General features: G+C 44.6%; 15 protein-coding genes. 3 read left to right on the plus strand and 12 right to left on the minus strand.

From position 1 onward, the window contains the following. The 6 genes from A0128_RS11835 to A0128_RS11860 all read right to left on the minus strand — a co-directional run bounded on the left by A0128_RS11835 (position 1) and on the right by A0128_RS11860 (position 5,466). A complete protein-coding gene (locus A0128_RS11835) occupies positions 1-489 on the minus strand; it encodes a rod-binding protein (protein ID WP_069607708.1) in 489 nt (162 codons plus the stop codon). Continuing rightward, positions 486-1,568: a flagellar basal body P-ring protein FlgI gene (locus A0128_RS11840; protein ID WP_069607709.1), complete on the minus strand. Its 1,083-nt coding sequence runs from the start codon at positions 1,566-1,568 to the stop codon at positions 486-488. The genes A0128_RS11835 and A0128_RS11840 overlap by 4 nt, the downstream gene beginning before the upstream one ends. After that, complete coding sequence (locus A0128_RS11845; protein ID WP_069607710.1) at positions 1,565-2,287, minus strand: flagellar basal body L-ring protein FlgH; 723 nt, start codon at positions 2,285-2,287, stop codon at positions 1,565-1,567. Before A0128_RS11845 ends, A0128_RS11840 begins: the two co-directional genes overlap by 4 nt. Then, positions 2,284-3,177 (minus strand): flagellar basal body P-ring formation chaperone FlgA, encoded by an 894-nt coding sequence (gene flgA, locus A0128_RS11850; protein WP_069607711.1) that lies wholly within the window; start codon positions 3,175-3,177, stop codon positions 2,284-2,286. Before flgA ends, A0128_RS11845 begins: the two co-directional genes overlap by 4 nt. A gap of 18 nt (positions 3,178-3,195) precedes the next feature. Continuing rightward, positions 3,196-3,990: a flagellar basal-body rod protein FlgG gene (flgG, locus tag A0128_RS11855; protein ID WP_069607712.1), complete on the minus strand. Its 795-nt coding sequence runs from the start codon at positions 3,988-3,990 to the stop codon at positions 3,196-3,198. Between the two features lie 324 nt (positions 3,991-4,314). Then, on the minus strand, positions 4,315-5,466 hold the full coding sequence (locus A0128_RS11860; protein WP_069609261.1) for a class I SAM-dependent methyltransferase: 1,152 nt from the start codon (positions 5,464-5,466) through the stop codon (positions 4,315-4,317). Positions 5,467-5,793: 327 nt separating this feature from the next. On the opposite strand from A0128_RS11860, the gene A0128_RS11865 reads away from it, so the two are divergent. The 3 genes from A0128_RS11865 to A0128_RS11875 all read left to right on the plus strand — a co-directional run bounded on the left by A0128_RS11865 (position 5,794) and on the right by A0128_RS11875 (position 9,648). After that, a complete protein-coding gene (locus tag A0128_RS11865; RefSeq protein ID WP_069607713.1) occupies positions 5,794-6,312 on the plus strand; it encodes a hypothetical protein in 519 nt (172 codons plus the stop codon). A gap of 15 nt (positions 6,313-6,327) precedes the next feature. Then, complete coding sequence (locus A0128_RS11870) at positions 6,328-7,191, plus strand: penicillin-binding transpeptidase domain-containing protein (RefSeq protein WP_427854305.1); 864 nt, start codon at positions 6,328-6,330, stop codon at positions 7,189-7,191. A 231-nt stretch (positions 7,192-7,422) separates the two neighbouring features. Further along, positions 7,423-9,648, plus strand: coding sequence for a cation:proton antiporter (locus tag A0128_RS11875; protein WP_069607714.1), 2,226 nt, complete (start codon positions 7,423-7,425; stop codon positions 9,646-9,648). Here A0128_RS11875 and A0128_RS11880 read toward each other — a convergent pair. From A0128_RS11880 to A0128_RS11905, 6 genes are all read right to left on the minus strand, one after another. After that, positions 9,634-10,863 carry a multiheme c-type cytochrome gene (locus tag A0128_RS11880; RefSeq protein ID WP_083244112.1) on the minus strand — a complete coding sequence of 410 codons (1,230 nt, stop codon included), beginning with the start codon at positions 10,861-10,863 and terminating at the stop codon, positions 9,634-9,636. The two genes, A0128_RS11875 and A0128_RS11880, sit on opposite strands and share 15 nt — an antisense overlap. Continuing rightward, entirely contained in the window at positions 10,851-12,296 is a 1,446-nt protein-coding gene (locus A0128_RS11885) for a sulfurtransferase (RefSeq protein ID WP_162274104.1), read from the minus strand. Before A0128_RS11885 ends, A0128_RS11880 begins: the two co-directional genes overlap by 13 nt. A 13-nt stretch (positions 12,297-12,309) precedes the next feature. Continuing rightward, the gene (locus A0128_RS11890; protein ID WP_069607715.1) at positions 12,310-13,263 is read right to left on the minus strand and encodes a hypothetical protein; all 954 of its coding nucleotides are present in this window, start codon (positions 13,261-13,263) and stop codon (positions 12,310-12,312) included. Between the two features lie 93 nt (positions 13,264-13,356). Continuing rightward, positions 13,357-13,725, minus strand: coding sequence for a hypothetical protein (locus tag A0128_RS11895; RefSeq protein WP_069609265.1), 369 nt, complete (start codon positions 13,723-13,725; stop codon positions 13,357-13,359). A 92-nt stretch (positions 13,726-13,817) separates the two neighbouring features. Next, complete coding sequence (locus tag A0128_RS11900) at positions 13,818-15,251, minus strand: rhodanese-like domain-containing protein (RefSeq protein ID WP_069607716.1); 1,434 nt, start codon at positions 15,249-15,251, stop codon at positions 13,818-13,820. A 279-nt stretch (positions 15,252-15,530) separates the two neighbouring features. Further along, positions 15,531-16,139, minus strand: a complete 609-nt coding sequence (locus tag A0128_RS11905; protein ID WP_069607717.1) for a helix-turn-helix domain-containing protein — start codon at positions 16,137-16,139, stop codon at positions 15,531-15,533. Between the last annotated feature and the right edge of the window lie 192 nt (positions 16,140-16,331).

The following is a 16,331-nucleotide window of genomic DNA, read 5'->3' on the forward strand; positions in this document are numbered from 1 at the left end:
TCAGACTTTTTGATCCAGTTTTTTAGAGGCGTTTACTGGAGGAAGATTGGATGCGAGGGATTGATAGATTTGTTCCGCGAGTCCGAGCGAAGAGTTAGAAGAAAGATTTTTCGCGTACTCGTCATAGAGCATGTCTTCGAAAATTTCCTCGGCGTGCCCACCGTCGATCAAGCCCGATTTTTCCACAGTCTTTTTCATTTCGGTTAACATCATCTTTACGAAAATGGACTCAAATTCCACGGAAGCTGAATAGAGTTTTTTACGATACGGGTCCGCTTGGATTTCTTCTTTGATATTATGAGGAAGACGGATTTCGGAGGAGCTGATCTTACCTGAAAGTTTTTCGTTAAATTCTTCTCTCAGTTGATCCGGAAAGGAAACGTTAGGTTTTCCCTTGCTTGCGTTTTCGGCGTTGAGAAGACTTCTGACTTCCGATTTTTCCAGAAGATTTAACTTGTTTGTATAATCATTGATAGAATCGATTTTCATTGGATCTCCAGCTCGGCGTGTAAGGCTCCCGATTTTTTAAGCGCTTCTAAGATTGCGATGATATCTCTCGTGGAAGCCCCTACTTTGTTCAAAGCTTCTACCACGTCGCCCACGCTCGTAGACTCTTCTATGAGAAAAGAACTTTTTACCGGTTCTTGTTCTTTTCCAAGCCAGTTGCGTTTTCTGTTTTTATCGGTTACGGAAAGATTTAGACCCGAACGGGAAACCGCGACTTCTTCGATCGTAATGTTTCCACCCATGACGATTACTCCGGTTCTTTCGTTGATGACAACTTTCGGTTTGACTTGAGTTTCAACGGTAAGATTTTCGATGTCGCTTAATAAAGTTAAGAATAGGTCCGATTTGTTTTCAAAGGTTTTCCCGAGAACGATATTGATTTCCGAAGGAGAAACCGGAACCACAGACTCAGGACCGATTCCGTGTTTTCCGGGAAGAATGGATCGAATCTGAGTGATCACCGCGTTCAAAGTAGTAAAGTCCTGATTGTCCAACTGAATCTGAACTCTTTCGGAAGCGTAAAAATTCTGATCTAACTCTTGTTCGACGATCGCACCGCCGTGGATCAGACCTACCGTCTTTTTATTTCCGCGTCCGCTACTTCCGCGTTCTTGCTCTTGTCTTCCACCAAAAGAAATCACACCGGAAGCGACTGCGAATGTTTTATCGCCTGCGGTTTTGAGAGGAGATTGAAGAAGAACCCCTCCTTCCAAGGACTTTGCGTCTCCGATGGAAGAAACTACCACGTTTAACTTATCACCTTTGCGCGCGTAAGTAGGAATCGTCGCGGTGATGAGAACCGAAGCGATGTTTCTCGTTTGATCCGGTTTTAAGTTTGCTTCGACTCCGAGGTTCTTGAGATAATTTTTCATACTTTCGGAAGTCAGAGGAGTTTTACTATCGCCAGTTCCCGGAAGACCGACTACGATTCCGTAACCGGTGATTTGATTTTCGCGAACCCCTTCGATCTTAGCGATGTCCTTCAAACGAAGTTCCGTCGGGAATAAACTTGGAAATCCGAGGAGAAAGAACATTAAGAATATAGAATATTTTAATTTCATTGTGATTCTCCGAGAAGACGGTTGAGCTGATTTAAAATCAGTCTTTGTTTTTCCTCTTCGGAAAGTTCAGCCTTGATGGTCACGGATCCATCCGGATTGGTTACGGTCTTAAGGGCAATCGGAGGAGTCACTTGTTTTGGATTGATTCTACCGCTATAGGTAACCTGCAAATTTGCAATCTTATCCGAATCTAAAGAAGAATCCTTTTCCACGAACTCCGGAGCCACAGTGCCCGCGAGAATCAGACTGTTCTCTTCCCCGTTGATCACGCTCACCTTTTGTCCTTGAATCGTAAGGAGACCCGTGTTTGGATCGACCGCGGTTACGAGCGCGGTAAGATTTCCTTTTATCTTTCCGACGGACTTGATCTTTCCCTTATTTTTACGACTGATCGTACGATCGTTGTTATAGGAAGGCATATCCGGAATGATTTTTTTATCCGGCATCGCCTTAAGCGTGATCGTCTCGTCAGCGTTGGATTCGAGTTCGAATTCGGCCTGAAGACCGTTTCTAATTTTGATATATAGAGGAGATCCAACTTTGATATTCTGACGAACCGAATACGGATTTTTATCTCTCCAGAGAGAGGAATCTTGAGCCTTCAATCGAGAGCCGTCTTCTACAAAAACCGCTAATATTAGTAAAACATAAACCGTTAGGCCGCCGAGGATTCCCGGAAAAAGATCGGAGAGGATCTTTGAAAAAGATTCGAATTTCATTCCGTGACCACCGTATTCTTATCCACAACCTTCGCTCTCATCTGACCTTCTCTGGAATGAGTGGTCACCTGAACCTCGTCTCCGATATTTCCGGAACTCAAGGCTTTTACTTTTGTCTTTAGAACGAGGCTTCCTTTATGATAGATCATAAGAATTTCTCCGCCTCTTTGAACGTCGGCGATCTTACGAACGTGTTTTTTACGAAAGATTTCCCCTTCGTTCATATCCTTCAAGAGAGTGGAACCGAGGAGTTCTTTTCCTGGAGAATCTAAGATCTCTTCCGGGGTTAAGATTTCTTCTTCCTTAAAATCCTCCTCCGTAATTTTGATTCCTTTGTTCAAAGTTCTGATCGCCCTTTGAACGCGAACCTTTTGTTCCACTTGGAATCGGATTCTCAGAGAATGGACTTTTTGGTTTTGAAAAAAGATTTCTAAGGAGGCCATGAGTTGTCCCGGGTGTAAACGGGAGGAAAGGTTCGCCCAGCGAAGTTCGACACCTTCCTGAGGAACCTTGGTTTCTCCGGATAAGAACGTTAGACGAAATTCTTCGTCCGGATGTTTCTTTTTGATTTCATTTGCGAGAGAATCCGTAATCTCGGAAGGTTCGAGCGTGTGGTTGAGCGGGAGAACAAGGGTTTCCTTTCCGGTGACGACCGGATCCAGATCCCTGTAGACGTTTAGGATTTCTTTGGAACCTATAAAGACGGGCTTTTTTAGATTTTTAAGAATGACTCTATCTTCGAAGCCGTCCGGGATTCTTGCAATCGAAGAAAGAAGAACCTCGTCCCCGTCCACAACCGCGCGGCCCTTTAGATAAATTCCGGACACTCCTCTTCCCCAGAGAGGGTTTAAAAACAAAATCAGAAAGAGAAGGATCCTTAAAAGTTTCATGAGAAATTTATAATATTCTTATCTCTTGAGAGAAATCGCGGTCGAGAGCATGTTGTCCGAGGTTTGAATCGCTTTCGAATTGGATTCGTAAGCTCTCTGAGCAACGATCATGTTCACCATCTCTTCAACGATCTTCACGTTACTCATCTCGAGAAAACCCTGAAGGACGTTTCCAAATCCTTCCATCCCTGGTGTTCCGGGAATTTCGGGACCGGAAGCCATAGTTTCTTGAAATAAGTTTTTTCCGATCGCAGTAAGACCCGCGGGGTTTACAAAACGATAGAGTTCCACCTGGCCGATCACGATAGGACGAATGTCCGCTCCGACTTTTACAGTGACCTCTCCTTGTTCGGAGATCATGAGAGTATTTAAGATAGAACCTTCGGGAAGAATGAGAGGCGGTTCGAGGAGATATCCGTTAGACGTCACCACTTGTTGATTCGAGTCGATCTTAAAAGATCCGTCTCTTGAGAATGCAAAACTTCCGTCGGGCATTTGGATTTTAAAAAATCCCATCTCGCCGGTGATCGCCATGTCGAGCTTGTTCCCAGTCGCCTGAAAAGAACCGATCTCAAAAAGTTTTTGAGAGGCAGCAGCGCGAACCCCATGACCAACATTGACCCCGGTAGGAATCTCGCTCACGGATGTGGCTGGAGTTCCGGCCAAGACCTGGTGTTGATAGACTAGGTCTTCAAAGTCCGCGCGGTTCTTTTTAAAACCGGTGGTATTCACGTTCGCCAAGTTGTTTGAAATCGTATCGATATGGAATTGCTGGGCAATCATGCCCGTAGCCGCAGTCCAGAGTGAGCGCATCATAATCCGGTAACCCTCTTCAGTATTCAAGTTCGGTCGAATTTCGAAATTGGTGAAGGGGAAAGCGCCGAAAAACAGAGAAAAAGAGACAGAATTCAGAAATTGTGAAAGCCCTTTGTCGGAACTCCGACAGTCCTTCCGTGAAACGCGCGCGCCCCCTCCCTTATTGGGCGGTGGAGGCGGGCCTTGTGGGAAAACTTGTGAAACTTTCCTGTATCACAAAATGAAACTTCGCACAACCGAAATTCCCACCTAATCCGCTTGTCGGAACTCCGACAACGTCCGTCAAAAGTTCTTTACAAAAACGAGCAGGCTCTTTCCGCCCTATTTGTAATTTCGAAACACGACACAACGATTCGAGTTCGTACCTTTCTCGTTATTCGAAACGTTCCAACAATTGGAGAGTTTTGTAAACTTCTGATCGTTGATAAACGTAGTCTCCCATTCTAAACCCGTTTTGTTAGCGGCTTGGATCACATACTCGTCCAGATTAAAGACGGTTCTTCCTTTCGTGATGTCCCCGACTTCCATCACACAAACTCCTTCGGGCCTTAGGACACGAGAGAGTTCTTCCAAGGTTCCGTGGATAAAGTCGGTCCAACCGGAGAGGGTTGAAAAAATACTCGGCTTCTTGTGATCCGGAAGTTCGATTTCTAAAAACCAATAACGAAGCCAGTTGTCTTCTTCGTAGTTCACCTTATCGAGAAAAGGCGGAGACGTTATGACAAGATCGGTAACCGAGTCTTCCAGAGATTCCAAATGAAGAGAAGAATGATTCGTATAACGATTTCTTCCCGAGAACTCGTGGTAAAACGGAGGAAGCGGAGTCTTTAGATCTCTCTTCATCTTCTGCATGATTCGAGATTTGATCTCCTTGTATTCGGGACGAATCCCCTTCTTCTCATTGTTCCGTTTCTGAGCGGAAGCCGGAATGGAAATCTGAGGAAAACTATACACGGAAAAGAATCCGTCGCTATGACCGTGAAGACGGGAAAGAGCCGTGACACCTATGTATTGAATTTCAGGAGTTGCGTCCTGGGCGAGAATTCTCTTGAGATTCTTGATCTCGTTCAAAGTGTCTTTATGATAGAATGCGAGAAGATCTTTGTCTTCTTTTTCTTCCTGAGTTTTCTTTTTGAGATCGAGACCGGCAAGAATTTTCTCCATACTTTCAATGGAAGGAACGATCTGTCTTGACTTTGCAAGAAACAAAGACATCGGACTGATATCGTTGTGAATCGCGGTATGTCCTTCTAAATTTGCTTGGATGGAAGTAGTTCCTCTTCCTCCGAACGGATCCAAGACGACTCCCTTGTTTCCGGAAAGATATTTATCCAAGAAGAATGCGGGGAGCTCGGGTTTGAACGAGGCGCGATAACTTACGCTGTAATGAATGGAGTGAGATTGTCTCTGGCGGGAAGTCCAGAATTCTCCGGTTTGAATTTTTCTTTCTTTTCTTTTGAGTGCAGTCGACATCCAAGAGGCCTCGTATGAAAAGATTTTCGGTCTTCCCATGAGTTTCCCCCTGAAGAAAAAGAAGAATGAAAGACGGGCCTCGGTTTTTACGAAAGGTGAAGATTCATTTACGAAGTTTATGTCTCCCCTTGAGGTCCCTTAGATCGTAGCGCTCGGAAATCAGCAGCGCTTTCCTCCATGTCGCCAAAACGATGGATCGCAAAAAAAACTCACCTCACCCACCTCTATAAATTGCAGTCGAAGTCGATCCAATTTGATTTGTCATTTCGAGTATAGAATTTTGCATGGATAGTAGAACGGAGAATATTCCTTTTTCTTAATTTACCAATGACCCAAGATAAAACAACAGCTCATTCCCTGGAAGCCATCGATTTAGAATTTGACAAAGAAGTTTTTTGGAATCGTCTTTTTGAAAGGGCCGGACTGATCGTCGGTTACGGAGCCTACCTGGTCTGTTTTATCATCGTTTTCGGTTTAAAAATGGAAGCCGTGAAATACGCTTCTCTTTTCTATCTGGGTCTTTTCACTCGCTTCTCGAGTCTTCTCATTGGAAAGTTTTACGAGATCCCTTCGGTTTTTCGAAATCTCTTTTCGGAAGATTCGGCGCTCGTTTCTTCAAGCAAAGAATATCTGAATGTTCATCGGGAAAAAGCCTTTCTTCGTTTGGCGTCGCGTCTCTACGGAATGAACGACGCTTCCGAACTCTACAACGCAAACGAAGAAGAGCTGATGGAACTCTTAAAACCTAAGATGCAAAAGCCTTGGAAAAAAGCGGGAAGACTCTACTTCTTCTTTTTTTATCTTCCCGTTTCTCTAATTTTGATTGGCATCTCCATTCTAAACTGATTGAGTCAGACTTGAGTGAAACGTTTATTCTTATTCTTTTATATCGTCTTTGTGCTTTTCTATTGTAAGAGCGAACCCGCCCTCGTCTCTCTTCCTCCGATGCCTTTTTCAGAGAAGAATCTAAACTGGGACGGAAAATCCGCCTGCGCCGTACTTGTAAATCTCAACGCAAGAACCAAAATCTACTTTCAAAAAGAAGAATGTTTTTACAAATCCCCTCCCGCGTCTCTCTTTCATACCATTCTCGCGATGAACGCATTGGAAAGCGGTTATCTCAAAGAGGATCAGTCTCTTTTTTTCTGGGATAAGACAAGACATCCTTATATCCGTTGGCAAAAGGATCAGAATCTAAAGTCGGCGCTTGAGTATTCCGTACATTGGTATTTTTCAAAACTCTGGAACGATATCGGTCCGGAAAAAGGAAAACAACTCTTAGAAAGGGGAAACACCTTTTCGAGTCCGGTTCCGATCACAAGAAGTTCTTTTTGGCTGGATGGATCGTATACGATTTCACCCGCCGAGTTTGTAGATTTCCTAACGCGTCTTCAAGAGTCAAATCCACCCTTTCGTAAAAAGACGATTCAAACAGTTTTCGGTCTTTTAAAACGGGAAGCGGGATCTCTTTCGAACGCGAGCGGGAATCACGACCTTCCCGGAAACTGGAACGGTATCGAAGATTATAAATCGGACTCCGCATTTTACTACAACCAGGACGAGGCCAACTCTTGGTTCTGGGCTTTGTTTCAAAAAGAAGGAACTCAGTGGTTGGTTTTAACTCGAGTTCGAACGACCGGACAACCGGCGGCTCCACTAGAGGCTGCAAAACTTGCTTCCAAAATCCTTCAAGAAGAATCCTTACTCCTTTCCGCACTTCCCTAATTCGATTTGTTAAACGAAGTCGGATCAAAGAGAAAAAATTTTTCTTTTTGTAAAGAATCCAAAAAGATTCCTGAGAGTCTAAGCCTTATGTGATTTGTTTTTTTTAGAGCGTCTCCTTTCTTTGTTTAAAATTATAAAAATATCAATCTCGGACCTCGGAATCCAAATTAAAATCTGAATGACGAATCCAGAATTCGGGAAGAAACTGCTCCCAGACAGGATTCCCCAAGTATGAAAAAAATATCGTTATTTTACATTTTTCTAATTTTCTCTTTCGTTCTATCCCTTGCTTTTATCCTGCAGTCCGGAAAAGACCTGGAACCCAAAAAGGAGAATTTTCATTCTTCACAAGGTCCGGAAAAACTTTCGGATAGTCAGAAAAAAATTCAGATACAAAGCGGATTGGAAAGACCGGGCCTACTCGACTTCGAATCCGTCGGAAAGATTTTTTCCGGCCATCTCAAACAACCGATTTCGAGACTGCTACTTCAGTTGATCGTCATCATGCTCGCAGCGAGATTTTTTGGAAAGGTCGCAACTTTCTTAGGGCAACCCGCGGTCATCGGTGAAATTCTTGCGGGAATTCTTTTAGGCCCTTCCTTACTCGGATTGGTCTTTCCGGAAGGATTTGCGGTTCTCTTTCCAAAAGAATCCTTGTCTACCCTTCAGATTCTCAGTCAATTGGGACTTCTTCTTTTTATGTTTGTGATCGGGATGGAACTCGATCTTAAAATTTTAAAGAATCAAGCTGAGTCTGCGATCGTAATTTCCCATTCAAGTATCATGTTTCCGTTTCTTTTGGGAGCGGGTCTCGCCTACTTTATCTACATTCCTCTCGCACCGGAGAAAGTGGACTTCATCGCGTTTTGTCTTTTTATGGGAATCGGAATGAGCATCACCGCGTTTCCTGTCTTAGCAAGAATCATCTTGGAAAAAGGTTGGACCAAGACAACGTTAGGCAGTCTTGCTATCACCGCGGCCGCGGCCGACGACGTAACGGCTTGGTGCGTTCTCGCGATCGTAGTCACCATCGTAAACGCCGGATCTTTCTCTTCGGGAATTCTTACCATTCTAATGTCCGTCACTTATATGGTGGTGATGTGGAAAGCGATTCTTCCTCTCATGAGAAGGGCCGGAAATCTCTACACGACCAAGGAATCGATGACCAAAACGATTTCCGCATTCTTCTTTCTTTTTATTTTTATCTCGGCTTGGGTCACGGAAGCGATCGGCATACACGCGTTATTCGGTGCGTTTGTCGCAGGTGTAGTAATGCCGGACAAAAAGGAACTGCGAAGCAATCTCGTGGATAAGATCGAAGACTTTAGTCTTACGGTTTTACTTCCTCTCTTTTTCGCTTTCACCGGACTCAGAACCAAGTTCGGTCTTCTTTCCAGCTCTGGACTTTGGCCGATTTTCTTTCTCATCCTCTTTGTCGCTATCCTCGGAAAGTTAGGCGGAAGCGCGATTGCATCCAGATTGTCCGGTAAAAATTGGAAGGATTCTCTTTCGATCGGGATCCTCATGAACACAAGGGGCCTGATGGAATTGATAGTTCTCAACATCGGCTATGATCTCGGAGTTTTATCGGAAGAGATTTTTTCTATGATGGTTCTTATGGCGTTGACCACGACGATTATGACCGGTCCAGGTTTGAAAATTGTGGACTGGTTTTTTTCCAAGGAAGAAACATTTTCCAGATTCAAAGCCGGAAACGGAATTCTCATTTCGTTTGCACAACATTCGAGAGGTCTGGAACTATTAAAGATTGCTTATGGACTTTTTCCCGAAAAGAAAAAGGAAAGAGAGGTAACTGCCGTACATCTTTCTCCGGATTCTAATATTTCGGAATCACACGCCGAAAAATACGAAGCTTCGAGTTTTACTCCTCTGAAAGAACTTTCAAAAGATTTGGACATTCGTCTAAAAACGATCTATAAAACTTCCACGAACATCACAAAGGACATCATTCGGATCGTGGAAGAAGGCAGTTTTAAACTGCTTCTCATCGGAGCCGCTCGTTCTTTTTTCTCCGACGATATCCTCGGCGGTAAGATCCGGACCATTTTGAATGAAACCGAATGTAATACAGGAATTTTATTTTCCTCACAATTGGAAGACGTAAAGAACATTCATATTCTTTTTGGAGCGGAAAAGGATCTGGATCTTTTACAAATTGCAAGAAGACTTTCGTCCAATTACAATTCTAAACTTTCGATCGTGGATCTAAACGGTTCGGTGGATCGGATTCCTTCTAAGATCAAGCAGAGTCTAAAACGCGAGAAGGTAAAAATTTTACAGCCCGGTTCGAGCGTCGCAGATTGGAAACAATTCGATCTGATTCTCTGCGATTTGGATATCTGGGAAAATCATCCCGAATTTCGAGTAAACGAACTACCAAAGGGAGGCGGACTTCTTTTGATCCGCTCCGTGGACGGATTTCTACTCGAGAGTTGAGGAACTAAATTTGCGATCGGTTTTAAAGAGCACATAACGCGAAGACTTAACTTTTTTCAAAACCTCGGAAAGTTGAAGTTCTTCCGCGCCGGATATGCCCAATTCTTTTTTGTGATCCTGGTTGTGTTGAAACATTCTTACATAAAACTCGTCCGGTTCGACGATCGCTTGAAATCGAATGGTATCTCCTTTTTTCCAATCGGACAAAGCGATCTTTCCTTTCAAAACTGCCTTCTCTCCTGGTGAAAGTCTTGTATCCTCGAACTCGGTTTCCAAATCGATATCCGTCACTCGACCGATCGTTTTCTCAGAAAGAGGACGAAAGATTTTCCCGTTTCGAATCCAAGTCAAAGTAAGAAATACCTTGGGCACGGAATAGGTTGGAAACTTATGACCCGCGCCCGTGTTTGTCAAGGAAGCGGTGATCGTAAGTTGATCCTTTTCCAATTTTAGAATCAAAGAAGAAGTAACTGCTTTTTTCGTCGTCTCTAAGTCGTGAATTCCCTTCCATTCGTGAGAACGATTTTCCATATGACAATTTTGGCATGTGATTCCGGCCGAAGCGAATCTACTTTGTTTCCATTCGGTAAACGTCCCCATCATCCGTTTTCCGTTGAGTTCTTTTCCTGTCTTCGGAGATTCGTGGCAAGACGCGCAAAATTCAGACGATTCAAAATCTTTTTTTGCCACGTAACCGCCGTGAGGCGAAGAAACGTTAGGAGCCCTCTCCGACCGAGGCGGCGGCCCGTATCTTACGTGGTTTCGAACGTGACAGGAAGCGCACAAAAGACCTCTTTCTTCGTTTCCGGAATTTAAATAGGAACGTATCTCTTCGGAAGGTTTTGGAAATCCAAACTTCGATTCTTTGAAATAAGCTTGTGTTTCGGCTAACGGAGAATGACAGGAAAAGCAGGCTTCCGACTTTTCAACGCCTAATCTTTTTAACTGCCACTGAAGCCCCTCTCCTCCAGCTTTTGAATGAAGACTAACGTTCCATTTTTGAAACTGTTCCTTGTGACAGGTCCCGCAGTCTTTCGGATTCAGACTTTTTTCGGATTCTCCATAGGATGCAGGAGGTATTCCTTGTATCGCGATCGGCGTCGACCAATGCGATTCTAAGAACGTTTTTTCACAATGTACAAAACAAAATAAAAGAAGCCAGAGAACTCCGACTTCTTTTATTCTTAAAAGGAGAATGGTGTTCAGCCTCCGCAAGCGTTGCCGCCTCCACCACCCCCGCCGCCGGAGCTTGCTCCTCCGGATCCGCCTCCGCTACTTCCACCCGTGTTGCTCAAATACAATTTATCTTCGTTGATCAATTGATTCGCGCTTCGAGAAAATGCTTGTGCGGTCGTAAAACTCGACTTGGCAACATTTGCATCCGGATTGGATGTTAGGTTGTCGGTAAGAATGGTCAGGTTTGTTTTCCAAGGAGAAACCGCCGGAAGGTTTGACCATTTGAGATCGTCTGCGATCGCTCGATTGTCTGTCGCAAGAGATCCCCATTCCACCCAAGAACCGTCATAGTAACGGGTTGGAATTCCAAGAATCGCGACTGAGGCAAAACCGGTCACGGTAGAACGGACGTTTGTGCGGCAATAAGTGATGATCGTCTGACCGGAAACAAATCCGGCCGCCGAAAACAAATTCTGAATCTGCGCCTTGGTCTTAAACTGAACCGTAATATTCGTATCTTCTAATAGATTAGCAAACGGAATATTTACAGCCCCTTTGATATGACCTTCGATTGCTGTCACACAAGGCGGTGTCGCACAACCTTTCCCGCTCGGGCCCGCGGTGCTCGAAGCCGTGCCCGCATATTCCGCGGCCGATCTTGCGTCCAAAAAGAAAACCCCACCGTTCGGAACTGGAGTCACATTTAGGAAGTTAGAATTTCCATTCTTTAAAATATGAATCACATCCGCGAGAGCGGCTTGTAAAATCGTATTGTCAGTCAGGGAAGACTGAACACCTTTTCCGCCTGCGGGATTGAGAGGAGAAAGAAAAAGGGTCGTAAAAAGATTTCCTTGAGAAGCGTGATACGATACGGCTCCATTCAAAATTCCTAAACTCTTTGCGGGCGCTCCCCAATAACGCAGAGCATACCAACCCCGTAAGGCCTGTTGTAAGTTTGCAGTCGTCGGCGTGTCCGCAGAAAAAACCACAAGATCACTCTGAAGATCGATTCCGTATTTTTTTAGGAACCCATCAATCTGCGAACCCTGAGGCACCATCGTTTCCGTATCGATTACTCCGTTGTTTCGCGTCTGTCCAAAGGTGCTATCGGCGTCCGTTAACAAGTGAACGTAGACTCCGCTTCCCGATTTCGGAAATACATACTGACCGGAGGGATTACCCGTTTGAACTTGAAAAACAAAAAGTTTTCCGTAAACCCCGAGAGGCTTTCTATTCGGCCAATCCTGAACCCAGTAATTGAGTTTAGAATAGGTAATCAAACCGAAATTGTTCTGGTTGTAGTCGTCTGCGGACGCGCTCGCGATCTCCTCGGCCGTATTCACCTTAATGATCAAGGGAAGACGGATCTTTAAGGTTGCCGGAATAAAATCGTAATTGGTGGACTTATTTCCGCAATTCCAGACAAAACCGAATATTAAAAAAGAATAAAGAACGATTCTTAGATATCTCATCTGTGTCGTACTCCTACAAGTTAAAAGGAAAGTTAACGATAAAACCGATCGTCTGCAGTTTGGCGGTATTATAGCCCGCATACGTCTGGGAATAGTAGAGGTTATAAAAGTTACCGTAAGAATCCGTATAACCGAGAGAAGCCTCTACATTATGATAGTCTTCCCTTCTTCCCCAAGCGGGACGTTCTTTCTGTACCCACAGGTCGTAAAGATTGACCCCTGGTATCGTATCAGGAACGGTCAAATTCAAATAGTTCAAAGGAGGGGCCTGTCTAGGATCCGCAAATGCGTATCCTCCCTGCCCTTTTTGTCCTCTCGCTCCGACCGTCAAAAAGAAACTTTCAAAAAATCTTAAGTAGAGTCCGGAGTAATAGAGAATATCGTCCGGAACCGGATTTTCTCTTTTTCGATAACTGAGTTCGCCCAGAGCGCCGAGACCGTGAAAGTCAAAATCCTTGGCTAAATAAAGATTGACCTCTCCTCCGTTTGATCCGTCCCCAAGAGACTGAGGATTGCGGTCGTAGTCTCCCTTTTTGATAGCTCCTGCCCTTACCGAAATCGTGGGAATCCACCATTTGTCGTAGTCGAACTCGTCCAGGATCTTGTATCGGATTCCGATCCGAGTATCCAGATAGCCGTATTTATCCGGACTTTCGGGGATCTGCATAAGACCTCCATAACGATCCACTAATTTAGCTCTTCCTAATTTACCAAATCCTGTTCCGAAATCGACAGTAAGACGATCCGTGATTCCGTATTCTAAAACGATATTTCCGGTGCTGATTCGGATATTATCGTCGTAGTTTGCCTTTGTATTTGCAAGAAAGGCGGAATCATATTCGGAATGAATAAAGACCGTTCTTACCCATAACTGCCTCTGATAAGGGGACCAAGCCTGCTGTGCCTGAATCCCGGAAGAGGCCGCAAAAAATACGAACCCCCATAGAATTTTGATTCTATATTTCATAATGTATACCTAATATTCTTAATTCTTAAATTGATAAGAATCAAAAGGATTAAACTTTCGATTCAGAATCCCGACGTTGAAAAACCGATTAGATCACTCTTTTTTGTCTTCGAGTTTTACGTTAAAACGAATGCTCACGAAGTATTCGAGAGAATCCAATTGTTCGGGCGTCAACTTCCCCGCAAATTCCTCGAGGTTGACCCTTTGTTTTTCGCTGTTGGGCAAAGAACCCTGTAGGTATTCCAAGCGTATTTTTTGAGCCGCCGTCTTAGCGGGATCGGCTACCGCGGTAATTTCGATTTCATGATTGTAAACGGATTTACCGAGATGATATTTTTCACGATCCTTTCCTTTGGGAATCTGAGCGACTCCACCTCCGCTAAAACCGCCGGAAGCAAAGGAAGGAAAAACCAAAACACTGAATAAACTGATAAGAATACTGATGATAAAAGTCTGTTTCACTGCAACTTCTCCGAAATTTATTTTATAAAACGTTGAAACGCCGCGCGTCCAAAGCGGCGGCGTTTCAAAAAAAGATTCTTCGTTATCAAATTTTACTGAATCTTGTAATTCCAATCGTCAATGAGCGTCTGACGTGAAGTCGTCGCGTTCGGATTGACCACGGCTTTGTAATTGGCCGCATTCGCGGCGTTAAACGTTGGTCCGCCTCCGGATCCTGCGGTGCTCGCAGTCAAATCCGTAGTATCCGTTGCAAAAGGAGAACCCGCAGGAAGAGTTCTTTTGGTCGGGTCCGGATGATTTGCGGAAAGGCCGTTCCATTCTATAAAAGAATTTTCATAGAACACGGAAGGTCTTCCGAGGATCACAAAGGTAGAGATTCCGGTGACCATGGATCTTGCGTTTGTTCGGCAGTAGTGAAGATAGGTTTGTCCTTGTTGATAACCGCTGACGGAACCATTCTCCGCGTGTCCCCAACCGGCCGGATTTGACCAGAGGGCAGCGATCGCAGCTTTGGATCTAAAACGTCCGGTGGTTTGATCGATCACTTGAAGCCAGGGAGCAAAGAACGCACCTTTCAAATGTCCTTCCGTAAGAGCCTTCTTACCCGCTTCGACTTCAGCCGCATTCGTTCCATCGGCGGTGCCGACAAACTCGCGTTCGGTGGAAGTAGTGTTGTGTCTTGCGTCCGCAATAAAGACGGAAGAAGTCAGTCCGGTCACTCCGTGAGAATTCGGATTTCTTACGATCTTGATGATATTTTCTACGGGCTGAACGAGTACGGAGTTATCCACATTGCGTAAGTTTTTTACGGAATAGGTTCCGTCGTTCGGTGGAGAACTCTCAGTTCCCGAAGCAGTCAGTTCGGCTGCGGAGAATTGAGTATCGATCGGGCCGTCCAAAACCGCTACGTGTTTCGCATCCGCTCCCCAGTAACGAAGCCAGTACAAACCTCTACCCAAGGTTTGATACGTTGCGCCTTTTGGAGAAGCGGAAGTTCCGGCGCCGGCATCGGTGCCCGCAGCGAACACGACGAGATCTTTGGAAAGATCGATACGATACAATTTTAAGAATGCATCGGTTCTCGCTCCATCCGGAAGACCGGTTTGAACGTTTTCAAACAAACCGTTGTTTCTTTTTTGTCTGAAGTTGATATCCGTTCCGCCGCCGTTCGGCCAAGAATAAACATAAACTCCGCTGGAAGGTTTGATAAATTCCTGACCTGCCGTCGGAGTTTGTGTGGACTGAAGAATGATCAGATTCCCCGTAATCGAAGCCGGCTTCTGCCCAGCCCAATTTGTTTTCCAACGTTTGATCGTCGTCGCGGTTACTAAACCGAATTCGTTGTTATCATAGTTGTCATTGGATTCTACAGCGAGTTCCGCCGCAGTGTTCACCTTGACTCCGTTTGCTATGATTCCGGCGATTGCCAAGAGAAGCGTGTCGTCTTTTTTTTCCGACGGCTTGCAGGTTCCAAGAAACCCCGCGAGAGCCAGCACGATTCCAAATTTACCAAGTTTGCGTTTCATGGTGTATTTCCTTGCGTTAGTTTCCTTCCAGCAGGGTTTCATTTCCCAAAGGAAGTTTTCCCCAGGTTCAAATCGGAGGTTCAGAATTCTAATTATTTTCTGTTTTAACGGATTTAATATTCAATATATAAAACAAGAGTCTATACAATTTGCATAATATATTTTCGAATATTTCGCCTAACGTATAATGTTAATGCGAAATGAACAACTTTGGTTTGAATTATAATTTGAAAGGCTTTGTAAAGGAGAGAAAATTTGGATCCGCGAAGGATCCAAACCTCAGAGATTTACGGAAGAGCTAATCCAAAACAAGAGCGCTTTGGAGGAAGAGGGATTGAAAATTTCTTGTAGATCTTGTGCGAGAAAAACAGCCGTGTCACCCGGAAAAAGCAGATTCTTCTTTCCTGCGAAAACGAGTCCGATCTCGCCTTGCACAAGAGAGACTGTCTGCGATTTTTGTTTTTGAAACCAGATCGGCAGAGGAAAACTTCCCTGAGACAATTCCACTTCCAAAAACTCGAGATGATTTTCTGAGTCCTTATACAAAACCCGAGCGCTCAACTTTTCTCTGTGCAGCGTCAGAATCTTAGATTCTTCCTTTCTAAAAAGCTTTGGGCCGTGCATCGAAACGTCGGGCAAAAACTCCGCGACCTGAGTCCGTAACGCCTTGGATAATTTCCAAAGAATCGCGATGCTCGGAGTTGTCTTTCCTGTCTCGATCAAACCCAACATCCCACGACTGACCTGAGCGATTTGTGCAACCTTCTCCATAGAAAGCCCCAGTTCCAATCTTCGTTTTCGAATCTTATCTCCCAGGAAACTGGTCAGAAAATCATCCGGAGCTTTTTCCGGAGGAGCTACGTCTGAATTGTCTACACTGCGGGCCATAATTGTTTGCAAAGGAATCCACCTCTCTTCTCGTTTCTATCGATCACGCTTTAAAATTTCGCTTCGCCTCAGCCTTAAAAAAATCCCGGTTCATCCCGGGATAGAAAAGGGTCTTTTTCAGAGAAAGTTAGAGTTAGGACGAATCCAGGGAAGGACCCGTCAAGCAGAGATTTATTCTAATATATTAGAAAG

Source organism: Leptospira tipperaryensis, assembly GCF_001729245.1.
Classification (GTDB): domain Bacteria; phylum Spirochaetota; class Leptospiria; order Leptospirales; family Leptospiraceae; genus Leptospira; species Leptospira tipperaryensis.